The following is a 22,284-nucleotide window of genomic DNA, read 5'->3' on the forward strand; positions in this document are numbered from 1 at the left end:
GCAAGATGTCGGGGCGGTTTTTTTATCTACACTATTTTTAATCTTTGTTCACGTAAGCCTCGAATGCTTCTTTATCTCCGTATGGCAGAAAATCTTTCTGATGCTCTGGCGCATGAAAACCTTCGTACTTTTTATGCATAATGGCACACCAAAATTTTTCTGATTCAGCCGCTATCCGCGCACAATATGGCAACAAACCATTGGCGTAACCACAGTAGGCACAATGTACCTTTTCAATGAGTGACAGGTAGGAAAGCTTGTGACGGTCAATGCGAATATAGTCTCCCCGCTTAACATACGGCAAACCGTATATGGGAAAAGAAAACCGATGGTAGAGCTCGGTCGCAATATCAAGAAATAAAAGCGGTACAGCCATACCATAAATAAAAGGCCCAGTAAGCCAATAGAGAAGGATTCGACTTGGTTGTTTCTGAAGTTCTTTTCGAAATTGCATGTCGGCAAGTCTAGCTGGGATTGACTAAAAAGGCAAAAGGTGCTAGTTTATTGGCACTTTGAGCCAGGAGGTGATGAGGATGAGGAGTTGTGGAAGGCTTACATTCACAGCCAAGCGTTTCGATGGACACTGGTTCCTCGAGATCTGCCCCAGGGCCAATCTCAGACGTTTGACGCCCGATCCAATTTTCTTCAACCCGTCGACGGCGAGACCCGTGCCAGCGACGGACAATCGCAGGGTGAGAACTCTGCACTGAAGGAGGTCGCATGACGCGACAAAATAAGGCGAGGGCTGTTGCCAGAAAGGCGGCCAAGAAGAAGGGAGAGAGCAACGGTGGCGGCAAGAAGAAACGCCACAACAACCGTTCGGCAAAAAGGCCGAAGAAAAAGAGGGAGAAGTAACCCTCTCCCACCCGACCGACCCGCATGGCGGCTGGTGAGCAAGGTATCCCCTAGCTCCCAGCCGCCAAAAAATTTGCCAAAAAATGAATCACACCCCGACACAACGTCGTGGTGTGATTTGTAAACTCACTAACAATGCTTATCGAATTTCGTACTGCAACGTGACGCTTATATTCACTTCTTGGCTGCCAGGCTCAATAGTCGGCGTTGGTACTGCAGCTTTCGTTTCCGCCATCATATCTCTCTCCCCGCCGTAGGCAAGCGGATACACTGGTGGCTGACCACTTGTTCCTTCCGACACTGAAAGGAGTCGCCCTAATCGGAAGTTACCGGCCTCAGCAATATCTTTTGCTTTGGCTTGCGCCTTGGCAAAAGCTTCGGCGCGCGCTTCGTTTTCTGATGCGGTTGGGTCGTCTACCGTGAACTGCAAACCAGAAACCGAATTAGCACCATTTGCTACAACACCAGAAAGTAACGTTCCAGCCTTAGCAAAATCGTGCACCTTTACACCAACGCTTTGGCTCACTGTGTAGCCAACGATTGATGGTGGTGGGCAAGGAGCAACACCGGTACATGGGTAGTACTGGTAACTTGGTGAAACGTTATAGCCCTGTGTGCGAATGTCTTTCTTGTCTACCCCCTGCGCCTTCAAGTAGTCAATAGCGGCATTGGTCTTTTCGGTGTTCTTTGTTTGGAGCACCGCCACGTCGTCCTTGCCTTCAGTAATAACCGTAAAACTAAATTCGGCCACATCTGGCACCACCACAGCCTTACCATCACCACTCACCGAGAAACTACGAAACGACGTTGGTTCCGCAGCCCGACTGTATGTTTTCACGTACGCCAACGCACTTACTGCTACTGCCGCAAGCGTGAACGTACCGACAATATAAAGCGCATTTTGAATTCTTTGATTCATAGTGTTTTTAAATAGTAAGTATTTTTAGTATAGCACAGACGGGAAGAGAGGGTCGCACCATTATTGGGGCGACCCTCTCGAAACCTCTTCAAACCTGCACCCCCTCGCTCAGCGCCAGCGCGAACTAGAATGCTTGCGTGGCGTGAAGTGAAAGGCGCCGATTGTCGGCGCAGGCGGCGGAGACTGCCGGTTGCAGGTGTCCGGCCTGCGTCGTGCCCGCTCACGCTCTCAATCGGAGAGGTACGGACCCGTTTTCCATGCCCACGGACCACCTTCGCCATGCGCCCGCTTACCCGGAAAAGGAATCGCAGGCGCGCCAGGCACCGGAGATGCGAAAGTCCCATGGTCGTCGACGAAGTAGAGCACTCCGCCGCGCCACGCGACTGACCGCCTGGTCTTCCTGGCGAACCGCCTCTGGGTCGCACGGCGACGTTCCTTCACCTTCGAATGCCTCGAATGCGACGATGACGTCGACTGCTTCTTGGGGGAAGCCGCTACCGATTGCACCGGCTCCTCCATCCTCACGCCATGCGCTCGGACGGAAGCCTTATCGAGCTGACCAACGAGCACCACGCCGCGTGCCCCTTCTTCGGCAATCTTGAAATAGTGCCTGCAACTGCACTGCGCCTACAGATCGCCACCCCCGCCCTGCTCGTCTTCCAGAACGTCCTTGTCGACTCGACAAGACGCACGATCGCGCCGCAGCTACGATGGCGAAAGTACTGGTCAATCCAGGGTCCTTGCTCTTCTGCATACATGATGCTTTCCTCCTGCCTTGGGTTCAAAATTGTGCCTAACCTGCCTCCTGACTCTTCGGGAACGAAAGAACTCTATGGGAGAAGTAAGAAAAAGGCAAGATAAACATAACTTTTCTTGCTCATCCAAGAAAAGTCACCAGAAGTCATGCCAGAGGCAGATCCGCCTTTGGTGGACTGGTCTCTATTATTTTAACGAAGCAAAAGAGTAATGAAATCCCTTACTCCAGTGCTTTTTTATACTTTTCAACAATTTTAGAAAACCCTTCTCGCTCCCCATCTGCTATCGGTTCACCAGGTGGCAAAACTTCCGCTAATGGATTAACTTTCACACCATTTTTAACAAGTTCATAGTGCACATGCGGCCCCGTAGAGAACCCTGTTGAGCCAACGTAGCCGATAACATCTCCTTGGCTCACCTTTTCCCCACGTTTCACTGCAAATTTGGACATATGAGCGTAGTTGGTACTGAAGGTGGCATTGTGTCGAACAGAGACCTTATTACCATATGAGCCGTCCCATCCAGCGAGTGTAACGGTACCGTCTCCTACAGCTCGAATTGGCGTGCCGTACGACGCAGCATAATCTATTGCCCGATGCCCCGTGCTCACGTTAAAGGCTTGCACGTACCGCCTGCCCGTTGTGAAGCCAGACGAAATATACCGATACGCTACCGGTGCTTTCAAAAAAAGTTTACGAACGCTATTCCCATTATCGTCATAGTATTGAAATTCGCTGCCCGGTACGGTGTAGCCAATCGCATACGCCGCCGTACCAGCATTCACATATTTCCCCGCGAGTACCCGGCCTGAACCTGCCTTTTCTCCATTGAGGAATCGTTCTTCATATACAACGGCGAACGTATCCCCGCTGCGAACATCTTGGGAAAAATCAACACTCCACTGCAACGAATCGGCAAATGCGATGACCGTTGCTTCATCTATGCCAGCAGCTAGCGCCGACTGATACAACGTTTCAGAAACAACCCCCGTCGCCGTACGCTCCGTTACCTCATACGGAATTGCTTGTCGCACAGCTCGCCACGCGCCGCTTTCGTCTCGCGTTACAATCAATTCTTCTTCGTCATCGATGTCGTAAACAAGTCGACCCAGTATGGCGCCAGCTGAATCAAAATAGAGTGCAATTGTTCGACCACTCCGAATAGTAGCAAGATCGTAAACCGCAAATGCCGCATCATAGATACTCGACGAAGCTTCAGTTGTTATGCCAGCGCTCGTCATGAGTACCCCATAGGTCGCCCCGTCGCTAATTGCAACGATTTTTTTGTGCTCGTCTGAAGCGGCAACCTTATTTGCCGGATGCACAAATTCTGAAGCCGTACCGTACTGATTAATCGCTTTGTACGACGTCAGGCACGCGAGTACCGCGGCGGCTATAAGAAGCGTATGTTTTAGTGACAACATTGCACGCAGCATAACACAGCTACGCATGGATACGAAACGGAATACACAGCGTACTAGTACATTGAAACATTGCGAAAGAAACGCCCGGCGCCAATGGCACAGGACGTTTCTTTTGGGTCTTTTACTTTACTTTAAGCGGTAGTTCAAATTTACTTCAACAACGATTTCATTCACCCCAGCTGGCACAATTGGAGAACCACCTCCCCCACCACCTGCGCCTAAGCCCTCACCGTAGTACGGCGTCGGCCCAGGAACAGAAATTGGATTCTCCCACCAACCCACCACATCTCGCAGCCGGACACCAAGGCCGCTGGCAATGGCACCCGCTTTCGTCTTAGCATCTGCAATGGCAGCCAGCCGAGCCTGCTGTCGCAGCTCTTCAAGGTTTGATGGCGAGAAAGAAATACCAAAGACCTGATTCGCACCGGCCGCTGTTGCCGCGGCAATGATGCCTGAAGTTCGGTTCGTGTCGTCTTTGGCTTGCTTTATGGTAATGGTAATGAGCTGATTCGCGGTATAACCGACTGGTCGATTTTGACCGTTTACATACTCATAGCGGGCCTGCAACGTGTAACTCTGTGTGGCGATATCTTCCTTGAGCACACCAGCTTTCTCAATGGCAGCCAATACTTTACTGATGCGAGTGTTTAATTCGGTCAACGCTTTGGCCGCTTCTGTTTCTGTATCAACATTCACGCCAAGCGTTACCTTGGCCTCGTCTGATTCATAGGGAACAGTGGCGCGACCAGTAACTGAAATCTGCCACTGCGGGTAATTAACTATTCTGTCGCGTAAAATAGCGACAAGCACAACGGCGGTGAGAGCCACAATGCCAAGCCCCAAAAGCACCAGACGGCTACCGTTGCCTCCGGCGCGTATTGTTGAGATGTCCATAGTTTGAAAATTGGTGCGACATAATTATCGCTACTATTTCTAGTATAGAGCAGTTCTTTCTCGAAAGACAATTCTATAGTTTTTGTAAAAAAGAAATACCGCTCCTTTTGAGAGCGGTATTTCAATACAGTGCTCCGTTTACTTCTTTCCTTTTTTCTTGCCTTTCGCAGAAGAAACAGCCTTGATTGTTAATAGCGCCGCCAAAGCACCAAGAGCAATTTTTGCATTCCGCTTCGTGTTAGCGTCCAGTGCTTCGTAATGTGCCTTACCACGTTTTGCCAAAGTTTTTACGTCTGCGGTCACGCCCATAAGGTCACTTGCCAGCATGGCAACTTTGTCGTTCAAACTGTTGACTGTCTTGTTATTTAAATGTTTTGCAACCTTCGCTTGTAATTGCTTCACTACCGGTGGCATTTTTTTCTTTTTCATACTTTTTCGTAGTGTGAATAATATTCACAGTGTACGCCGAGCGTACAGGAACTACAACTACCGGTCTCGGCGATAGCCGCCGCGTTGTGGCCGCGACGAATGGCCAGAACTGCGACGCGGTGGAAAATTATTGCGACGACTATCAGAACGCTCCGTATACTCGCTTCGCGATTCAGCCCGCGCTGGAGGTAATTCAGGCAGCCGAGAAATAGGTAACACGCGACGAATTAACCGTTCAATTTGCCGCACCGTATCCCCTTGTCCGGGAGCCGCGAACGAAATAGCATGGCCACCCTTACCCGCTCGTCCGGTACGACCAATGCGGTGCACGTAATCATCTGGATTATCTGGCAAGTCAAAGTTAAGCACCAACTCAATGCCAGTAACGTCGATACCGCGCGCCGCAATATCGGTCGCGACAAGTACTCGATACTTTCCAGATTTAAAACCATCAAGCGCTTCACGACGTTGGGCCAGGGTGCGATTAGAGTGAATTTCCGCTGAGTTCACTTTGGCTTTGCGGATGTCCAGCGCAATTTTTTTTGCACCGTGCTTCGTGCGTGAAAACACCAACACTGTCCCACGGTATTCACCGAGCAGTCGTTCGAGTAATCTAATTTTATCCCGCTGTGGCACCACGAATAATTCGTGGGTTACTTGAGAGGCAGCCGTTCCCGGCGGCGCGACTTCAACGCGAATCGGAAGCTGCAGGTAGACCGTGGCCAATTTCATAATTTCCGGGGGCATAGTTGCCGAAAAGAGCATTGTTTGCCCACCCTTTGGAACGCGATTCATAATTTGTTTGAGCTGCGGCGCAAAACCCATGTCGAGCATCCGGTCTGCTTCGTCTAACACCACTACCCGAACGTCATCCAGTGTTAAAATGCGTTGCTCAAGGTGGTCAATGAGTCGACCGGGCGTTGCCACAATGAGGTGTGGTCGGGCACGCAGGCTCCTAATTTGCCGATCCATTGAAGCGCCACCAATAAGAACAGCAGTGCGCAAATTGAATTGGCGGCCTATTTTCATAAGCACCTCTTCAACTTGCAGTGCCAGTTCACGTGTCGGAAGCACCACCAGGCCACGACCGCCGCTCGTTGCAATTCGTTGCAAAAGTGGAATACCAAACGCTAATGTCTTACCAGTACCCGTTTGGGCAATACCAACAATATCCTTCCCTTGAATAGCAATGGGAATGGATTGTTTTTGAATCGGCGTTGGTTTAATGAACTTCGCCTTATCGAGAGCCTCGAGAAGACGTGGAGCAATACCTAAGCCGTAAAATGTATCGTCTGGCATGAAGAGCCTAGGTCTACCACAGTTTATCGCTTGTGTCAATCACTGCGTTACTTTCGAAGGGCATTCCGCAGTATTCGCTTACGTAAACGAATACTGGTTGGCGTTACTTCAACGAGTTCGTCGTCGCCAATGTACTCAAGTGCTAGTTCAATATTCTGTTCACGCTTTGGGGCTAAATCGCTCGTCGTTAAATCTTTATTTGCTCGAAAGTTTGACAATTGCTTCGCCTTACAAACGTTAATGACGATATCCTCGGCTTTGGCGTTCTCCCCTACAACCTGGCCTTCATATACTGTTTCACCTGCCCCCACAAAATACTCACCGCGGTCTTGGGCGTGGAGCAATGCATAGGGGGTACAAATGCCCGTCTCGTGCGCAATCAGTGAACCATGCGGCGCTGCTTCTAATCCTTGAATTTTTGGATGGTATCCAGCCACGAGTGAGTTCATTATACCCGTGCCTTTGGTCTCGATAATAAACTTGTGACGGAAACCAATGAGCCCTCGTGTTGGCGCGAAGAAATGGAAATGCGCCGTCTCGTTTTCAACGTGCATATTTTTAAGCTCACCTTTCCGCTGCGTCATCTCTTTAATGACCATACCCGAGTACGCATCAGCCACGTCCACCCAGACGTCTTCCATAGGCTCAGATAGTACGCCATCGATGTCTTTCATAATCACCTCAGGTCGGGATACCTGCAGCTCAAACCCTTCGCGACGCATTTTTTCAATGAGAATGGCCAAATGGAGCTCACCGCGGCCACTTACCACAAATTCCTCGGCTGAACCTCCCCGCTCCACTTCTAAAGCAACGTCATTTTCCAGCTCTTTCTTGAGGCGCTCATCAATGTTACGCGAGGTGCCAAGCTTCCCCTCTTTACCCGCAAAAGGAGACGTATTCACCCCAAAGGTCATACGAACCGTCGGCTTTTCAATGTTGATTGGTGGCAACGCTTCTGGCGCTGCGGTGCTCGCGATAGTGTCGCCAATGTGCACGTTGTCTATGCCAGCCAAGACAGCAATATCACCAGATTCAACCCGCTCAACTTGAGTGCGGGCAAGGCCTTGAAAGGTCATCAGGGCGCTCAATTTCTGACGCTTCATAGGGCTGCCGTCAAATGGTAAGTGCGCAATCGTTGCGCCGTTTTCAATGCTCCCCCGCTCAATACGGCCAAGCCCTAATCGACCCAAATAATTATCGTACACAGTGGCAACAACCATCAGCTGCAGCTCACCATCCGGATTAACATGCGGCACCGGAATGTGTTTCACGATTGCCTCAAAAAGAGGCGTAACGTTCTTCATAGTATCGAGCTCCGGCGTAACACCCGCTAACCCAAGTTTGCCTGAAGCGTAGATGATAGGAAAATTAAGCTGCTCGTCATTAGCATTAAACTCCATAAAAAGCTCAATGACACGGTCAAGGACGTAGGCAATACGAGCACTCGGTTTATCAATCTTATTAATGACAACAATAATTTTATGCCCGGCGTCCAAGGCCTTTTTCAGAACAAAACGAGTCTGCGGCATTGGCCCTTCCTGTGCATCAACGAGTAAAAGCGACCCATCCGCCATATTAAGCACGCGCTCTACCTCACCACCGAAATCAGCGTGCCCAGGGGTATCAATAATATTAATTTTTGTGCCATCAAAAATAACGGAAGCGTTTTTGGCAAAAATGGTGATGCCACGCTCTCGCTCAAGCTCATTGGTATCCATGATGAGATCTTCAGTAGCAAATTTTCCAAGATTTGTGCCGGATTGCTTCAAGAAAGCATCAACCATGGTGGATTTACCGTGGTCAACGTGAGCAATAATGGCAATGTTTCGTACTGTACCCATAAAAAAAATAACGCGGCTAACGTTGCGGCGCTTGCATACTCTACCCGCTTTCGACTAAAAAAGCAAGCCTAGCTTTGGGATGAGGCGGGTCAGCTAAAAGCTGCCCGCCTCGAGAAAAGGGTCACGTCACGACTGCGATTGGACTACTGAAGCCGCCTCCCAAGGCCAAAACCAATCGCTGAGTACAGTACAACGAAATTCCAGTACGAGTTACTCACATTCCTCATCACGAGGACGGGTAATGTGACGTACCACTGCACGGTTGTGTACCAGGACTCAGGCTCTTGTGTTTCTTCTGGTTTCATCTGCCCTACTCCTTTCTCCTCAACAATACAAACCTAGACCTCAAACCAAAGTTGGTCAACAAGGTACAACGCCTTGCTACCTTCGCTATGGGTTTTTATTTCATACCCCATAGGCTCGAGGTAGGCGTACGGAAGCGAAGACTGGTTGGTAGCCTTCGAGCCGCACTGTTTAAGTCCGAGCACCAGCGAGGACGAGTTTACGGCGAGCAATCAGTCGCAGTGAACCGTACCCACAACTCGGGCCGAGGGCGTCATTCTTTTGGTGACTTTTCTTAGACGAGTAAGAAAAGACACATCATGAACTTGCGTTACTATACGTTCGTACAGTAAACTATTATCCATGACAACGCATGTAGAAAAGTTAGCGCAGTTCTATCGCACGCGCGATCGCATGCCAAGCTATGGTGAGCTCACAACGCTTTTAGGTTTTCGTTCTAAAAACGCCGCCACCTACTGGGTGGAACGTTGGCTGGAGCACGGTGTCGTAAAGCGTGACCGAACTGGTCGACTGCTCCCCGGTAAAGCACTCCTACCCATTCGACTGCTGGGTGACATCCAAGCTGGGTTTCCTTCTCCAGCAGAAGAAGAGAACGTCGACACTATCTCTCTTGACGACTGGTTGATTGAACAACGGGAATCAAGCTTTATGCTGCGCGTCTCCGGAGATTCAATGCAAGACGCTGGCATTCTAACCGGTGACTACGTCATTTTAGAACGTGGACGTACTCCTAAGAACGGCGACATTGTGGTGGCTGAAGTAGACAGTGCCTGGACTATGAAATATTTCGAACGGAAAAACGGTGTCGTTGCTCTGCGGTCAGGGAACCGGCGCTACCCAACACTTCGCCCCAAAGAAACATTAACTATCGCTGGTGTTGTTACCGTTGTTATTCGTCGCTACAAAACGCTATGAACCCAGAAGGCACGCACTGGAAACGGGTCATTATCCACCTTGATGGGGATGCTTTTTTTGCCAGCTGTGAGCAAGCCATGCACCCAGAGTATCGTGGCAAACCTGTTATCACGGGTAAAGAACGTGGCATTGTGGCTGCCGCCAGCTACGAAGCGAAGGCCTTAGGTATACAGCGAGGTGTAGCGTTATGGGATGTAAAAAAAATTTGCCCTGAGGCTATTATTGTGCCGTCAGATTACGAAACCTATTCACTTTTCTCGGAACGAATGTTTGCCATCATGCGCCGCTATACTTCCACCATTGAAGAATACGGCATTGATGAGGGGTTTGCAGACATTACTGGCCTCGCTCGCCCCCTCGGTTTATCGTACATTCAAATTGCGCAAGCCATGCAAACGGCTATTCATCGAGAGCTTGGCATAACCGTTTCCGTTGGCATGGGGCCGTCGAAAGTGTTGGCGAAGCTTGGTTCAAAACATAAAAAACCAAACAGCCTTACCGTTATTTCCCCGGGGGAGAGAATCGGCTACCTCGCAGCAACACCAGTAGGAAAACTTTGGGGCGTCGGGCCACGCACTGCCGCCTATTGCCATACGCTGCACATAGAAACAGCCCTTGATTTTGCCAGCCAACCACTCGCACTCGTAACCCGCCGCTTCACGAAGCCGCTGGTTGAACTGTGGCATGAACTACAGGGCGAATCAGTACTCCCCGTGGTAACGGCAATAAAAAATACCTATGCCAGTATCAGTAAAACAAAAACATTTACTGCATCTCGCTGTCGAGAGCTTGTCTATGCACAGCTTTTAAAAAATGTAGAGAATGCGTGCATAAAAACGCGCCGGTACGACCTGGCAAGCAAGAAAATCATTATCTTCCTCAAGCAAAATGATTTTCGAACAAGCGCAGCTGAAGCCTCATTAACGCGTGCCACCGCCTACCCACAAGACCTGGCGCGAGTGCTTCATGATTTGTTTGACCGCATCTTTATACCAGGTACCGACTACCGTGCCACGGGCATCGTCCTGACCGACATGGTTCTAAGTGCAGACGTGCAGCGAGCACTCTTTGAGCCACCCGTGACCCTTGAACGATTGCACAACGTGTACGAAGCCGTTGATGAATTAGCTGAGAAGTATGGCAAACACACTGTTCACTTAGCTGGCAGTGAAATGGCTCATAGAGAACCTGCCCACAACTCCCAGAGAAGCGAGCTGCCAGAACGAAAACGAACACGGCTGCGAGGTGAAACCACCAGAAAACATTTGGCTATTCCCCTACTCCTGCACGAGCTACGATAACTCTAACCACCAACAATAAGTCTGTAGAGTAATTTCGTTATTGGATCAAGGTCTGGACCATATACCAATAACCCACCAAGACCACCCGTTAAGGTAACTGCCATAAGCCCTGCCATCGCAGTAACTGGCGCTAACCAACTCGAAACGACACGCTCTGCGATACGCGCTAGGTTAAATACGAATGACGGTAGTCCTTTTGCTACTCGACCACTCAGGCGTTCGAGTAGCCCAAACTCTGTAGCAACAACAAGGACGTAGCAAACAGCAAGCACACTGAAAATGATAGTGGTTGTCTGCGCCGCTAGTTCGTGAAGCTCAAGAATGCGCAGAAAATCCCCACCCGCGCCGAATGACTCACCGGCAATATCACCGGTTAACAATGCCACTCCGGCACCGATAGTCCCTGGTAGGAGAAAAAGTGCCTTGGCATATCGCCACCATGGCAGAGCGAGCACAATTCGGAACCGTAAAAATTCCAACCCGACATACACGGTGAGTAGCGCGATTGGAAAATGAACAACGATTGGATGAATATCCATACGTTTTTTATTTAGGTTAATTGCCGCACGGCACCAACGTAACTACAATAATCGCAATCTTTCCCGGGCAGCGGCACGACTGAGCCATCCATACAACGTCGAAGCGCAAAGATAGTATTTTGAATCCATGCGTCATCCCCCGTATAGGGAATAAGCGTGACCTCAAATTCAATCTTACCGTCAAACGCTTTCCGATCAGTTAGCCCATTGCAGTACACGAAATAACCGGTCGAAGAAACCTTATGTCCGTTCTGTCTGAGAAGCCACTGATAAATCTCCATCTGACGCTTATAACCAATATGCCAGTCCTGGTTCAGGCTGGTGATGCTTTCACCTTTGCTGGTGGCTTTGTAATCAACGACAATGTATTCACCGGCGGAATTTTGCCAGAGGTCGTCAATGGCGCCGGTGATGATGAGGTTCGTTGTCTCGTGTAAGTATTCAATGCCTTTAAAATTTTCTCGCCAATCATTCAATTGCTCATGCGCCACAGGCCGAGCATCAACGCCATATTTTTCAATAAGCGGATGTTGCGTGCCATTGACTCGATGAATATCGAATTCTTTTTTAAGAAGTGTGTCGACCGCAGTGTTAAGGTTGAAAGGAAAACCCGGTGGCCGGCCAACACCTAACCGGCGGTCAAGATAAAAGCAACGGGGACATTCGATAAATAAATCTATTTTTGAACGACTAATTTTGAATGGTCGAGGGCTTGCCGGGTCAAAAATATTCCGTGTTCGAGTGGGATTATAGTATTTGCTCATACCGAAAGTATAGCACGGCGCGCGTTTGACGCTCTACTCGATTCGCTATAAGATTTTGTCCTCTTTCGACAATTTCAGGAGGAACTCGCCATGAACGACAAGGACGTATTGAATGCGGCAATCGACTGGCTTGTTGCCGACCGGCTGCCGAATGACTTCTCTTTCACAACCTGCCTAAAGGCACTCTTCAAATGCGACGATGTGCCTTTGATCGCTCGATTTCTCAGCGAGCACTTCGCCTGGCTACGGCACAACACTGCTGTGGCACACGAGCACATCATCGAAGCCTTCTGGCTACTAAAAACGGAGCCAGTGGTGGTGCCCGGTCGGGTACTACAGCTTGGTGGAACCGGCGGCGCAGGTAAATCACGCAGACTGAACACCACGAGTTTAGCAACACTTGTGGCGGCCAGCGTGGATAGCGGCTGGCAGATAGTGAAGTTCGGTAATTCCGGACAACGCACGGCGGGCAGTACCGACTTCTGGGAAATAGCACTCGGTATTCCTGGAAGCTCACTGAACGTCGCACGCGCAACGAGTACTCTACCAACAACTGGTTTGGCCATTATTCATGCCAGAACGGTCATCCCCTTGCTCGGAAAATTGCGCGCAGCCCGCCAGCAAGTCCAGGGGCCTACTGTTCTGAACCTCGTTGGTCCGTTGCTTCACCCTATCTACGGCGAAGAAACAATGGCGGCGATTGGGGTTTTTGACGAGAAGTTCCTGATGCCAGTAGCGCACGCCATGCAGCAGCTTGGTTTGTCTGGGGTTGTATATAGCGGCACAGGCGAGCACGGTAGCTGGCTCGATGAACTCTCTTCAGACGGCATGACCTACGTGATTGGTATTGGGCGGAACGAATTGTACCGTCCGGCAACGCTGCTCACTCAGTACTTTTCCACGTCAGAAACAGTGAGTGCAGCTGTCCTCGACAGACTCGTCCAAGGTGACGTTGAAAACCCTGCGGCTCGATGGGTTATCGAAAATGCGGCGTTCTTACTTGCGGCCACTGGTCGACCGGGCAGCGCACCAAATGCAGCGAGTGTTCGAGAGGTGACGATCACACTGAACAACGCCGTACGAAATGGTTCGGTGAAACGCCTCATTGAGGCATACCGATAGAAAAAAGGGGGTACTGAAACAAACCGGGCGCTTCGCAAACCTGCGAAGCGCCCGGTTCCCTTTTGGGGTACTAGGGTAACTACCAGCCTAAACCGCCACCCATACCACCCATCATACGACCATGCTGCCGACCCGTCGTCTTTCCCTTACGCTCTGTCACCTGCTTCTCAAGCGCAGCCAAACGTTTGTCGCTTTGTGCCTGCGTAATAACACCCTTTGAAACGAGCGTTGCCAAATGCTGCTTTACTGTTTCTTGCTGCGCGGCTTGAATGCGTTCTTTCAACTGTGCATCGGTAAGCCCTTGTGCAGTAGCGATATCCGCAATTGACTTCCCGTCAGCCCACGCATCTTTTACGACATCGGCAGAAACGCCCAGCAACTTTGCCGCTGCATCAAAATGCTGCTGCTGACGACTACTTACTTCGTCTGCAGACAAGCTTGGCTCAGCAAAAGAAAATCCACTGCCAAACATGCCGCGCGCAGAAACAGCTGATGCGCCGAACAAACTTAAGCCGATAACCGGTGCGAACGCGTAAACAAGGTACTTCTTTTTCATGTAAATAAGTTTAGCTGTATAAGAATGGCATCTGTCGACCGATGCCTATAACTACTACAACGACACGCTGGACTTCTTACGTTACCAGCTCTTACTACGGTACCAGCGGGATCATCATTGGTGCGCCTGGCCGCATCATCCTGCCCCTAAATTGTTCGCCATCAACCGGCCGTAAACCATCGGCCATGATTATGCCATTATTGTGATTACCTAAAACAATAACGACATCACCCATCTTGAGATCTAAACCACTTGGCAGGCGTGTCTGTCGTGTGACGACGACGCGTACATCGTCACCATTACGAAGCGTCATAGTAAAACCATCATCCGTCCATTCCGCAACCGTACCCACATTCACCCGTGGCGTTTCCCGTGTGTCGAGTGATCGGTAGAAAGGTTCTGCGAAAGGCACATGCCGGCGCAGCGCTTGATCAGCAAACGTGCGGTGTAAGCGAACACGATCGAATAGAAAACTCCCCACGAGAAACAGGATGAACAGCACGACTGCAGAGTATACGAGCGGTTGACGATATGCGAATTGAAAATGCTTAACAAGGTACACCAAAGCGAGTAAGACCAGACCTGCAAATCCCGCTACAAGCCATGGGAATGACCAGAAAAGGATGCCAAACCCGGGAGCTCCAAATGCTGGCATGAAAAAAGTTCCGTTCATCCGCATAATGAACATGGCTAGACTCCCGACAAAGATGACAACGGCAAATCCGAAGAGCACCATGGTCACAAAAAGGATGCCTCGTATTAAAAAATGCCAACGCGGCCGCATACTAACATCCTTGTTATGGATGCGCTCAAGCACGGCTTTCCCTAGGTCGGTCAAGGATGGTGTGGTTTTTTTATCTTCCATAGGGATGTCGTTTTTCATAAAGCTGACGAAGTGCCTCTTTTGCCCGAAGTAATCGGACACCAACAGTGGCGATGGGAATCTCTAAAATATCCGCTATCTCTTGGTAGCTCATATCTTCAAAGTAATAAAAAATGAGCGGCTCACGGTACTTAACGTCAAGCAATTGAATAAGCTCGTCGAAGGCATCACGAAGTTCCCGTTCTAAAATATTCTTATCTGTTCGTTCTGCGGCAATTGGGTGCGGAAAAAGTACGTCAGGATCAAAGAAAGGCAACGCGTCGTGGCCAGACTTTTTTATGGCGTTCACAAATTCGTTATGTGCTATCCGGTACAGCCATGGAGAAAAACGACGCTTCGCATTAAAACTATTTAAATTGACGTACGCTTTCAAAAAAACATCTTGCACCTTATCCTCAGCGTCTTCTCGCGTCGAAAGAAACCGACGGGCATACCGCAGCATCTTTCCCTCATACCGTTCAACAAGCGCAGCAAATGCACTCACATCGCCCCGCTGTACAGACGCGGCTATTTCCTCGTCAGACTCTACCATAGCTACCTTATACTACCCTTTTCTGTCCGATTTCTTTCACCTACCCCTACGACTGTTTTCCTTTTAGAGCGTGTAGCAGCGAAATAATTTCTTTCAGTTTTTCATCTTCAATTCGTGCTAATGCCTGTTGCAACTCTTCAATTTCTTCTTTTGCACGCTTGTTTGTTTCGTAATCGTCCAAAGCTTGAACACGATCCCGTTCACCTTGACGATTCTGCGACATCATAATTATCGGTGCCGCATACGCCGCCTGCGTAGAAAATAGTAAGTTCAGCAATATGAAAGGGTACGGGTCCCACCGTAACGTGTAGGCGACCAAATTAAGAACAATCCACACGAAGACAAGAACACTTTGCAAAATAATGAAGTGCCAGGAGCCCATATATGCTGCCACCGCATCAGCCAAGCGTTGACCTACCGTTCGCTCTTCGTTATGACGTTCGTGCCAGGTTTTTATTTGGTTTGAGATATATGACATAGTGAAAGTATAGCATGACTCTCAAGCTACCTTACACTGCCGCAGGCTTCTCTCGACCAAAAACAATTGCCGCCAGCAAGCTACTTAACGGCACTGCCAAAACAAGTGCGGAAGAACCAACCAGCGTACGAATGACTTCTTCTATAATTATTTGGCTGTTTAACGTTACCCAAAGTGGCTGAGTAGGAAAGGCGGCCACGAGCAAAAACAAAGGGAACGATGCGCCGGCATAGGCCAGGGCCAGTGTATTCACGAGCGCTGCAATATGCTCTCGACCCACCGACATACCACGGTGATAAAGTTCGGTTACCGAAAGTGAACCATTCGCTTTGTGGATTTCCTCGATAGCCGCTACCTGACTCGTTGTAACGTCATCGAGTACGCCTAAGGTACCAATAATGATGGCACCAAAAAGTAAACCACGTAAATCAAGATTCTCAAACTGCCCAACCTGAATGTAGTACGCCTCTTCTGAAGCAGCACCGGAAAGTTTTGCAAACAGCACTGCCAGCCCAGCCACCGCAACGGTACCAAGCAAGGTGAGTAAGGTGCTGGTCAACGCCAGCCATGTACGTTGCGTATGGCCATGGGCAACAAAAATTGAAATAACCGCAATCACGGCGGCACCCAAGACGCACACCCACAGCGGGCTGTACCCATGAAGAATGAGTGGCACAATTGCGAAAGCAATTACCGCAATACTAATGCCAAGGCCCACTATCGCACCTATCCCCTGACGTCTTCCTACTACTGCGACCAATAAAAAGAATAGTCCGAACAGAGCGCCAACCCGCGGCAATCGATAGCGTTCGGCTATGTAATAACGCTCTAACGACTCATCATCTTCCGACCGAATCAGAACGACTGTTTCACCAGCAACTGCAAACTCACCCTCTCGAACGAGGTAATCACCGCCATGACGGATATCAAAAATTTCACCAGCATCAAGGCCACCAAGAACTCGAACACGTACATCTTGATAGGTTGATGCGCCATTTTCTGTTTCATCGCTCCCGGTGCGTAGTACTTCAATCACCTCGCCGCGAACATAGGTATTGTAAATAACCGGCGCTTCTGTTTCTGCGGCAGCAATTATCGGCAGCGACCAAACAATGATGCTGAGGAGAGCAATAGTTCGACTACGCATGTTTCTTAGAGCAGCGCATGCAAAGTCCAAAAAATTCTAAGGCGTGTTCGTCAATACGAGCGAAAGATTTTGTTTGTTTCAATACTTTTCGACGTACAGCAGCAATACCACACTCTTGAAAATTCTCTACTGCTCCGCAGTTTCGACACACTACGTGATGATGGTCGTCTGAAGCAACTTCATAGTGCGCATGGCCATGACGCAAATTGACTTGCCGCACAGCGCCGCAGTTCTCAAGCGATTCAAGTGTTCTGTACACGGTCGCTTGATCAGTCGTCGCCGTAAGCCCAGCAAGAACACCGCGGATACTAAGCGGCCCAGGCGCGTGTAGTAATGTGTCTAAAATAGCAACGCGTGAAGCAGTTACCCGTAGACCTTTTGATTTTAAGATATTCCTTGAAGTGACTGTAATTTTTTTCATACCGTTGCTACTCAAGTAGCAGGAACGTTGCGCTGACGTTACGGTCAGAAAAACGATACTCCAGAATTTCGCCTTCAGCTTTCTTCTCTGCTAACCACATCGCAACAACTTTTCGTAAGGCGCCAGTGCCGATACCAAAAATTATCTTACCTGTGCGCTGACTCTGGTACACCGCTTGATCCAAAAAATCATCCAACTCACGAAGCGCTTCAGCCACATTCTTCCCGTGTAAATCTAGCTGTGGGGTTTCTGGATTCACCCCTGCTGCCGCCAATATGGTGCCACGGATATCCGAAACTGGTGGGGCAACTTCGCTAGGTGAACCAGCACCTTCGCGCATTTTCAATTTCCATGATTTTGGCATAAGCGTAAGCATAACGTACTATTCATAAACCGTAAAAAACAGGCATAACTTATGTAACGCCTGTTTCTTGCCACCCAGCATGCTAAACTTATCATATGAATAATCGAATAAACTACCTGTTACTTGCCAGTATAGTCCTTAGTGCCACGCTGGCTGCTGTGCTCTACTTCGTGGGTAGTAATCTTGCTACTACCGTGCTATTCGTCACGCTCATTGTTGGCAGCCTCCCGACGGGCTATCGAATTATTCGCTCAGCGCTACGAGGCCAAATGGGTGCGGATTTTATTGCGCTTGCCGCCATTTTGACAGCACTTATCATGGGCCAGTATCTGGCTGGCGTTGCGATTCTCCTCATGCTCACCACGGGTGAAGCCCTAGATTCCTACGCCCAAGGTCGTGCCACGGCCGAGCTTACGAAGCTACTCGAAAACACACCACGCACAGCGCACCGACAACAAACGAATGGACAAATTGAAGACATACCCATAGAAGCAGTCGTTATTGGAGACACCCTCATAATTAAACCAAGCGAAATCGTGCCAATTGACTGTGTGGTTATCCAGGGCGACATCACAATAGATGAATCTGCTATCACCGGTGAAAGTTTACCCGTCAGTAAATCCCCAGGTTCAATTGTATACAGTGGCTCGATTACCACCGATCAGCCCTTTACTGCCCGAGCCACTAGCACAAGTGCAGCCAGCCGTTATCAAACAATTGTTCGCCTCGTACGCAATGCCCAGGAAGAACGCTCCCCCATTGTTCGCCTGGCGGACAAGTACGCTGGTCAATTCACCATTGCAACCTTTTTACTTGCCGGCCTGGCGTGGTTTGTTTCTGGTGACCCAACCCGCATGCTCGCTGTGCTTGTTGTTGCCTCGCCTTGCCCGCTTATACTTGCAGCACCCATAGCAATGATTTCTGGCATCAGTAAGGCTGCCAGCCGAGGCGTTATTATGAAAAGCGGCTCGGCACTTGAACGGTTAGCTGGCGCTCGAGGCCTTATTTTTGACAAAACCGGCACCCTCACGGTTGGGAAACCAACGGCTGTCCGTATTGTTGCTTTTGACGCACATACCGAAGATGACGTCCTCAGCATTGCCGCCTCAGTGGATCAACTTTCCACGCATGTTTTTGCTCGAGCTATCGTAGCTGAGGCACAAAGTAAAAAGCTTCAGCTTGTATACCCTGAGGCTTTTTCCGAAGTTATTAGTCACGGCACTGTCGGCACGATCAAAGGAACGCGCTACGTCGTTGGCTCCCTGCAACACATACATAAGCAAAAGCTAGCAATTCCCACAACACTCGCCGCAATCGAAGCAACGGCTCGTGAGGAAGGTTTGTCAGTCGTTTGTGTGGCCAGTGAAACTGCCATACTCGGATATATCCTGTTCGCTGATGTCATTCAACCTGATGTGCATGATTTATTCCAAAAAATACGTAGTCACTCGTTACAAAAAATTGTCATGCTAACGGGAGACAAAATCGCTGTGGCTGAAAAAATTTCCGCAGCGGTCGGCATTGAGGAATACCACGCGGAACTACTTCCGGAAGACAAAGTACTGTGGGTTAAAAAACTACAGACCGAGCACGGCCCCATGGCCATGGTTGGTGACGGCATTAACGACGCACCAGCTCTCGCCGCTGCCTCCGTTGGCATTGCCATCGCCCACGGTGGAGCAACAGCAGCATCCGAAACAGGTGACATTATTATCACTGGTGCCGGCATTGCCAACATTCACGATGCTATCCACATTGCCCAGCGTTCGAGTCAACTCGCGAAACAAAGTATCGGCGTTGGCATGGGTCTAAGTATCGGGCTTATGGTTTTTGCGGCGTTCGGTTACATTCCACCAGTACTCGGTGCGGTACTGCAAGAAGTCGTTGACGTTATTGTTATTGCCAACGCACTTCGACTACACCTTGAAACAATTACGTAAGTTCACTATCGCCAAAAGGCGTACAATGCCGCCAAGCCAATGCGGTAGTACCCAAACACAGTAAAATCATTTTTTGCCACATAGTGAAGTAACCAACGAATGCTGAGTAGCGCAACGATAAATGCCGTTACAAATCCCACCACCAGAAGGTCCACATTCGCCCGAGTAAACAGTTCATAATTCTTTACGATATCCAGCATACTTGCCGCTGCAATTGTTGGCACTGCTAACAAAAAAGAAAACGCCACAATTGTTTGACGTCGAAGCCCCAAAAGTAGTCCACCAATAATGGTCGCGCCGGAACGCGACACCCCTGGGATAATTGCAACTGACTGAAAACAGCCGATTAAAAAACAGGTGTGGTAAGAAAGTTCAGAAATTTCAGCAGTCGTCGTTATACTCGACTGACCGCGCCATTTTTCAAATACAAGTATAACGACACCGCCAAGAAACAGTGCCCAGAGCACAACCGTGGTATTGGCAAGTACATATTGTTTCAAAAACGGATAGAGCAGTATTCCAACGAGTCCGGTTGGCACAAACGCTACAGCTAAGCGCATAAGCACTTGCCATTGCAAAAAACTGCGCCAATAAAGGGTCACAACAGCCAGTATGGCACCGAGCTGAATAATAATTTCAAAACTTTTCAAAAAATCATCCGCCGTAATTCCGAGCACCTGACTTGTCAAAATAAGATGCGCCGTTGAAGAAACAGGCAAGAACTCCGTTAGCCCTTCAACGATACCGAGAATGATGGCGTCAAAATAGGTCATGTGTGCCACACTATCAATTTAACGCTGTACCTGCTTCCAGCGCCACGAAATTAGAGTGACAAAGTAACGAAGATTCAACAGAAAAACTATTGTGTTCAAAACAACCAGCACACTTCCCACGCTTGCCAATACTCCAGCACTGACTCTGCTTAAAACATGAACCAACCACCACAGAAACGGGGCTGATGGATCTTCTTGTAGCTCATCAGAAAATAATAACTGTACAGCAAGTTGAGGGCCACGATTGGCAGCCACCAAAAAAATATAGCCAACGAATATCCCCGCGACAGTCGACAGCATCGAGAAAAATACTACTTGTCGACCACGGGCACTCGTCGGCATGGCAAATAATTGTAATCTTAACTGCGCTGACAAGATATCACCAATCATGGCAATACGACGTTTTAATCCAATCGTGAAGCCAAATTTTTTTTCTTTTACTACCTGTGTAACGCCAGGAAGCATGACAAAGCTCAAACCCTTACTGTAATGCTGCGCATAAAAATTAAGACCAGTTTCTACCCGAAAACGAACTTTGTAATAATCAGGCAATAACTTCCATAGCGCTTTAGTTAATGCACGTTCTCCACCCAAAAGCGCCGTGAACGCTAATACGTACCGCAAATAGTAAACCGTTCGATGTCGCATACCCACGCACATTGCCACCTCTCCGTACAATACGGGCTCAAGAATCTTATCAATCGCTGAGTGAGTTAAGCCGACGATATCGGCATCGGTAAAAAAGAGGAGTTCGCCCGTGGCAACCTTAACGCCAGCAGCAAGGGCTTGAGCTTTACCATGATTTTTTTGAAGACGAACCAATCGAACTGGGTAACGGGCAACAATCTCCGACAGATTATCGGTGGAACCGTCATCAACCACAATGACTTCAGAAAATCCAGTATACGTCGTCAAAACATCGAGCACGGTGGCTATTCGTGCAGCTTCGTTGAATGCGGCAACAATGGCGGTTACTTTTTGAGAAGACGATTCGATAGCCATACCGTGATGGGCTGATACGTGAAAAAGACGAGCACTAATACGAGTAACGCTACTTCAACATGACCAAAATACGAAATAAGGTTCACAGAACCGCGACCAGCCAACCAGCCCAGTAGCACCATGACCGTTAGCCACAGTATGGCGCCGGCAGTATCAAAAAAAAGAAACGTACTGAACCGAAGTCGCCGGGTAGCGAGATATAGTAATGTCAGAATACGGGTTCCGTAGAGAAATTTAATAAATAGTAACGCCAAAAATGGTTTGGTGCCGAATCGCTCTTCAATAGTCGCCAGTACCGTTTCGTATTTTTTTTGATAGCGACGGAAGACAAAAGTCGTTGCCTGACGACCAAATAAAAACCAAACGCTATCTGAGAATACCGTTCCGAGTAACGCGACCCACCACACCACGACCGGAGACCATAACCCCTGTCCCGACAAAAATGCAGCCGTAAGAATAACACTTTCACCAAAGAAAACACTGCCTAAAAAAATGCCAAAAACGTGATGAGCAATGATAAATTGGATAACTGCAGGGCTAATCATTGCTTCTAGTATACCTTGAATCGACCGAATGCAGACACTACACAACTTCTAGAACTATTGAGCCTTGTTTTTTCCTTTGCAGGGTCTACTATTGTGGGTACTACGTACTACTCGGCACGTAGAATTCCAGCAGGAGAAACGCCATGCAAGGAGCACGTCGCGCACGCAGCTGTGAAGGCAAGGATCCGGACTTCGAAGAGAACCTCGATCCGGAACCGGACACCGCAACCGACACCGAAGTCGAAGAGGACGACGAGGACTAGATCCCGTCTACCCTACCACT

At 49.2% G+C, this 22,284-nt stretch carries 25 protein-coding genes; 5 read left to right on the forward strand and 20 right to left on the reverse strand.

Annotated elements, in window-relative coordinates:
• Positions 1-37: 37 nt before the first annotated feature.
• The gene (locus WC052_03415) at positions 38-454 is read right to left on the reverse strand and encodes a hypothetical protein (protein MFA7286678.1); all 417 of its coding nucleotides are present in this window, start codon (positions 452-454) and stop codon (positions 38-40) included.
• Between the two features lie 266 nt (positions 455-720).
• Here WC052_03415 and WC052_03420 point away from each other — a divergent pair, with 266 nt between their 5' ends.
• Positions 721-855 (forward strand): hypothetical protein, encoded by a 135-nt coding sequence (locus WC052_03420; GenBank protein MFA7286679.1) that lies wholly within the window; start codon positions 721-723, stop codon positions 853-855.
• A gap of 139 nt (positions 856-994) precedes the next feature.
• Here WC052_03420 and WC052_03425 read toward each other — a convergent pair whose 3' ends face one another.
• The 7 genes from WC052_03425 to WC052_03455 all read right to left on the reverse strand — a co-directional run bounded on the left by WC052_03425 (position 995) and on the right by WC052_03455 (position 8,721).
• Entirely contained in the window at positions 995-1,774 is a 780-nt protein-coding gene (locus tag WC052_03425; GenBank protein MFA7286680.1) for an SIMPL domain-containing protein, read from the reverse strand.
• Positions 1,775-2,750: 976 nt separating this feature from the next.
• On the reverse strand, positions 2,751-3,953 hold the full coding sequence (locus WC052_03430) for a peptidoglycan DD-metalloendopeptidase family protein (protein ID MFA7286681.1): 1,203 nt from the start codon (positions 3,951-3,953) through the stop codon (positions 2,751-2,753).
• 126 nt (positions 3,954-4,079) lie between these two features.
• On the reverse strand, positions 4,080-4,847 hold the full coding sequence (locus WC052_03435; protein MFA7286682.1) for an SIMPL domain-containing protein: 768 nt from the start codon (positions 4,845-4,847) through the stop codon (positions 4,080-4,082).
• Positions 4,848-4,985: 138 nt separating this feature from the next.
• Positions 4,986-5,276, reverse strand: coding sequence for a hypothetical protein (locus WC052_03440; GenBank protein MFA7286683.1), 291 nt, complete (start codon positions 5,274-5,276; stop codon positions 4,986-4,988).
• A gap of 57 nt (positions 5,277-5,333) precedes the next feature.
• Positions 5,334-6,575, reverse strand: coding sequence for a DEAD/DEAH box helicase (locus WC052_03445; protein ID MFA7286684.1), 1,242 nt, complete (start codon positions 6,573-6,575; stop codon positions 5,334-5,336).
• A 47-nt stretch (positions 6,576-6,622) separates the two neighbouring features.
• Positions 6,623-8,416 (reverse strand): translational GTPase TypA, encoded by a 1,794-nt coding sequence (typA, locus tag WC052_03450; GenBank protein MFA7286685.1) that lies wholly within the window; start codon positions 8,414-8,416, stop codon positions 6,623-6,625.
• 143 nt (positions 8,417-8,559) lie between these two features.
• Entirely contained in the window at positions 8,560-8,721 is a 162-nt protein-coding gene (locus WC052_03455) for a hypothetical protein (GenBank protein ID MFA7286686.1), read from the reverse strand.
• 340 nt (positions 8,722-9,061) lie between these two features.
• On the opposite strand from WC052_03455, the gene WC052_03460 reads away from it, so the two are divergent.
• Both WC052_03460 and WC052_03465 read left to right on the forward strand, forming a co-directional pair.
• Entirely contained in the window at positions 9,062-9,634 is a 573-nt protein-coding gene (locus WC052_03460; protein MFA7286687.1) for a S24 family peptidase, read from the forward strand.
• A complete protein-coding gene (locus tag WC052_03465; protein ID MFA7286688.1) occupies positions 9,631-10,935 on the forward strand; it encodes a DNA polymerase IV in 1,305 nt (434 codons plus the stop codon). The genes WC052_03460 and WC052_03465 overlap by 4 nt, the downstream gene beginning before the upstream one ends.
• A gap of 2 nt (positions 10,936-10,937) precedes the next feature.
• Here WC052_03465 and WC052_03470 read toward each other — a convergent pair whose 3' ends face one another.
• Entirely contained in the window at positions 10,938-11,474 is a 537-nt protein-coding gene (locus WC052_03470) for a hypothetical protein (protein ID MFA7286689.1), read from the reverse strand.
• Positions 11,475-11,485: 11 nt separating this feature from the next.
• Positions 11,486-12,238, reverse strand: coding sequence for a PD-(D/E)XK nuclease family protein (locus tag WC052_03475; GenBank protein MFA7286690.1), 753 nt, complete (start codon positions 12,236-12,238; stop codon positions 11,486-11,488).
• 90 nt (positions 12,239-12,328) lie between these two features.
• On the opposite strand from WC052_03475, the gene WC052_03480 reads away from it, so the two are divergent.
• Positions 12,329-13,360, forward strand: coding sequence for a hypothetical protein (locus tag WC052_03480; protein MFA7286691.1), 1,032 nt, complete (start codon positions 12,329-12,331; stop codon positions 13,358-13,360).
• Positions 13,361-13,439: 79 nt separating this feature from the next.
• Here WC052_03480 and WC052_03485 read toward each other — a convergent pair whose 3' ends face one another.
• The 7 genes from WC052_03485 to WC052_03515 form a co-directional block, all read right to left on the reverse strand.
• Positions 13,440-13,916 carry a hypothetical protein gene (locus WC052_03485; GenBank protein MFA7286692.1) on the reverse strand — a complete coding sequence of 159 codons (477 nt, stop codon included), beginning with the start codon at positions 13,914-13,916 and terminating at the stop codon, positions 13,440-13,442.
• A gap of 94 nt (positions 13,917-14,010) precedes the next feature.
• Positions 14,011-14,781 (reverse strand): hypothetical protein, encoded by a 771-nt coding sequence (locus tag WC052_03490; GenBank protein ID MFA7286693.1) that lies wholly within the window; start codon positions 14,779-14,781, stop codon positions 14,011-14,013.
• Positions 14,771-15,331, reverse strand: coding sequence for an RNA polymerase sigma factor (locus WC052_03495; protein MFA7286694.1), 561 nt, complete (start codon positions 15,329-15,331; stop codon positions 14,771-14,773). Before WC052_03495 ends, WC052_03490 begins: the two co-directional genes overlap by 11 nt.
• Positions 15,332-15,377: 46 nt before the next feature.
• Positions 15,378-15,809 (reverse strand): DUF1003 domain-containing protein, encoded by a 432-nt coding sequence (locus WC052_03500; GenBank protein ID MFA7286695.1) that lies wholly within the window; start codon positions 15,807-15,809, stop codon positions 15,378-15,380.
• Positions 15,810-15,840: 31 nt separating this feature from the next.
• A complete protein-coding gene (locus WC052_03505) occupies positions 15,841-16,956 on the reverse strand; it encodes a YibE/F family protein (GenBank protein MFA7286696.1) in 1,116 nt (371 codons plus the stop codon).
• Positions 16,949-17,377 carry a Fur family transcriptional regulator gene (locus WC052_03510; GenBank protein MFA7286697.1) on the reverse strand — a complete coding sequence of 143 codons (429 nt, stop codon included), beginning with the start codon at positions 17,375-17,377 and terminating at the stop codon, positions 16,949-16,951. The genes WC052_03505 and WC052_03510 overlap by 8 nt, the downstream gene beginning before the upstream one ends.
• 7 nt (positions 17,378-17,384) lie before the next feature.
• Positions 17,385-17,741 (reverse strand): Smr/MutS family protein, encoded by a 357-nt coding sequence (locus tag WC052_03515; GenBank protein ID MFA7286698.1) that lies wholly within the window; start codon positions 17,739-17,741, stop codon positions 17,385-17,387.
• A gap of 95 nt (positions 17,742-17,836) precedes the next feature.
• Between WC052_03515 and WC052_03520 the strand changes: the two genes are divergently transcribed.
• Positions 17,837-19,681 (forward strand): heavy metal translocating P-type ATPase, encoded by a 1,845-nt coding sequence (locus WC052_03520; GenBank protein ID MFA7286699.1) that lies wholly within the window; start codon positions 17,837-17,839, stop codon positions 19,679-19,681.
• A gap of 5 nt (positions 19,682-19,686) precedes the next feature.
• Here the strand turns inward: WC052_03520 and uppP are convergent, their stop codons facing one another.
• Genes uppP through WC052_03535 form a run of 3 tightly spaced genes read right to left on the reverse strand, consistent with a single transcriptional unit; the run spans position 19,687 to position 22,001 of the window.
• Positions 19,687-20,454 (reverse strand): undecaprenyl-diphosphatase UppP, encoded by a 768-nt coding sequence (uppP, locus tag WC052_03525; GenBank protein ID MFA7286700.1) that lies wholly within the window; start codon positions 20,452-20,454, stop codon positions 19,687-19,689.
• 18 nt (positions 20,455-20,472) lie between these two features.
• The gene (locus WC052_03530) at positions 20,473-21,456 is read right to left on the reverse strand and encodes a glycosyltransferase family 2 protein (GenBank protein ID MFA7286701.1); all 984 of its coding nucleotides are present in this window, start codon (positions 21,454-21,456) and stop codon (positions 20,473-20,475) included.
• Positions 21,426-22,001, reverse strand: coding sequence for a VTT domain-containing protein (locus WC052_03535; GenBank protein MFA7286702.1), 576 nt, complete (start codon positions 21,999-22,001; stop codon positions 21,426-21,428). Before WC052_03535 ends, WC052_03530 begins: the two co-directional genes overlap by 31 nt.
• Positions 22,002-22,284 lie beyond the last annotated feature (283 nt).

The organism is Patescibacteria group bacterium (assembly GCA_041675205.1).
GTDB lineage: Bacteria > Patescibacteriota > Patescibacteriia > GWA2-46-9 > GWA2-46-9 > JBAYUF01.

Coding starts and splice junctions, on each gene's coding strand:
- WC052_03530 (MFA7286701.1), bottom strand. CDS start 21,456: ATGGCTATCGAATCGTCTTCTCAAAAAGTAACCGCCATTGTTGCCGCA.
- WC052_03415 (MFA7286678.1), bottom strand. CDS start 454: ATGCAATTTCGAAAAGAACTTCAGAAACAACCAAGTCGAATCCTTCTC.
- uppP (MFA7286700.1), bottom strand. CDS start 20,454: ATGACCTATTTTGACGCCATCATTCTCGGTATCGTTGAAGGGCTAACG.
- WC052_03460 (MFA7286687.1), top strand. CDS start 9,062: ATGACAACGCATGTAGAAAAGTTAGCGCAGTTCTATCGCACGCGCGAT.
- WC052_03445 (MFA7286684.1), bottom strand. CDS start 6,575: ATGCCAGACGATACATTTTACGGCTTAGGTATTGCTCCACGTCTTCTC.
- WC052_03465 (MFA7286688.1), top strand. CDS start 9,631: ATGAACCCAGAAGGCACGCACTGGAAACGGGTCATTATCCACCTTGAT.
- WC052_03480 (MFA7286691.1), top strand. CDS start 12,329: ATGAACGACAAGGACGTATTGAATGCGGCAATCGACTGGCTTGTTGCC.
- WC052_03440 (MFA7286683.1), bottom strand. CDS start 5,276: ATGAAAAAGAAAAAAATGCCACCGGTAGTGAAGCAATTACAAGCGAAG.
- WC052_03535 (MFA7286702.1), bottom strand. CDS start 22,001: ATGATTAGCCCTGCAGTTATCCAATTTATCATTGCTCATCACGTTTTT.
- WC052_03475 (MFA7286690.1), bottom strand. CDS start 12,238: ATGAGCAAATACTATAATCCCACTCGAACACGGAATATTTTTGACCCG.
- WC052_03435 (MFA7286682.1), bottom strand. CDS start 4,847: ATGGACATCTCAACAATACGCGCCGGAGGCAACGGTAGCCGTCTGGTG.
- WC052_03470 (MFA7286689.1), bottom strand. CDS start 11,474: ATGGATATTCATCCAATCGTTGTTCATTTTCCAATCGCGCTACTCACC.
- WC052_03520 (MFA7286699.1), top strand. CDS start 17,837: ATGAATAATCGAATAAACTACCTGTTACTTGCCAGTATAGTCCTTAGT.
- WC052_03505 (MFA7286696.1), bottom strand. CDS start 16,956: ATGCGTAGTCGAACTATTGCTCTCCTCAGCATCATTGTTTGGTCGCTG.
- WC052_03500 (MFA7286695.1), bottom strand. CDS start 15,809: ATGTCATATATCTCAAACCAAATAAAAACCTGGCACGAACGTCATAAC.
- WC052_03495 (MFA7286694.1), bottom strand. CDS start 15,331: ATGGTAGAGTCTGACGAGGAAATAGCCGCGTCTGTACAGCGGGGCGAT.
- WC052_03510 (MFA7286697.1), bottom strand. CDS start 17,377: ATGAAAAAAATTACAGTCACTTCAAGGAATATCTTAAAATCAAAAGGT.
- WC052_03515 (MFA7286698.1), bottom strand. CDS start 17,741: ATGCCAAAATCATGGAAATTGAAAATGCGCGAAGGTGCTGGTTCACCT.
- typA (MFA7286685.1), bottom strand. CDS start 8,416: ATGGGTACAGTACGAAACATTGCCATTATTGCTCACGTTGACCACGGT.
- WC052_03425 (MFA7286680.1), bottom strand. CDS start 1,774: ATGAATCAAAGAATTCAAAATGCGCTTTATATTGTCGGTACGTTCACG.
- WC052_03420 (MFA7286679.1), top strand. CDS start 721: ATGACGCGACAAAATAAGGCGAGGGCTGTTGCCAGAAAGGCGGCCAAG.
- WC052_03430 (MFA7286681.1), bottom strand. CDS start 3,953: ATGTTGTCACTAAAACATACGCTTCTTATAGCCGCCGCGGTACTCGCG.
- WC052_03485 (MFA7286692.1), bottom strand. CDS start 13,916: ATGAAAAAGAAGTACCTTGTTTACGCGTTCGCACCGGTTATCGGCTTA.
- WC052_03490 (MFA7286693.1), bottom strand. CDS start 14,781: ATGGAAGATAAAAAAACCACACCATCCTTGACCGACCTAGGGAAAGCC.
- WC052_03455 (MFA7286686.1), bottom strand. CDS start 8,721: ATGAAACCAGAAGAAACACAAGAGCCTGAGTCCTGGTACACAACCGTG.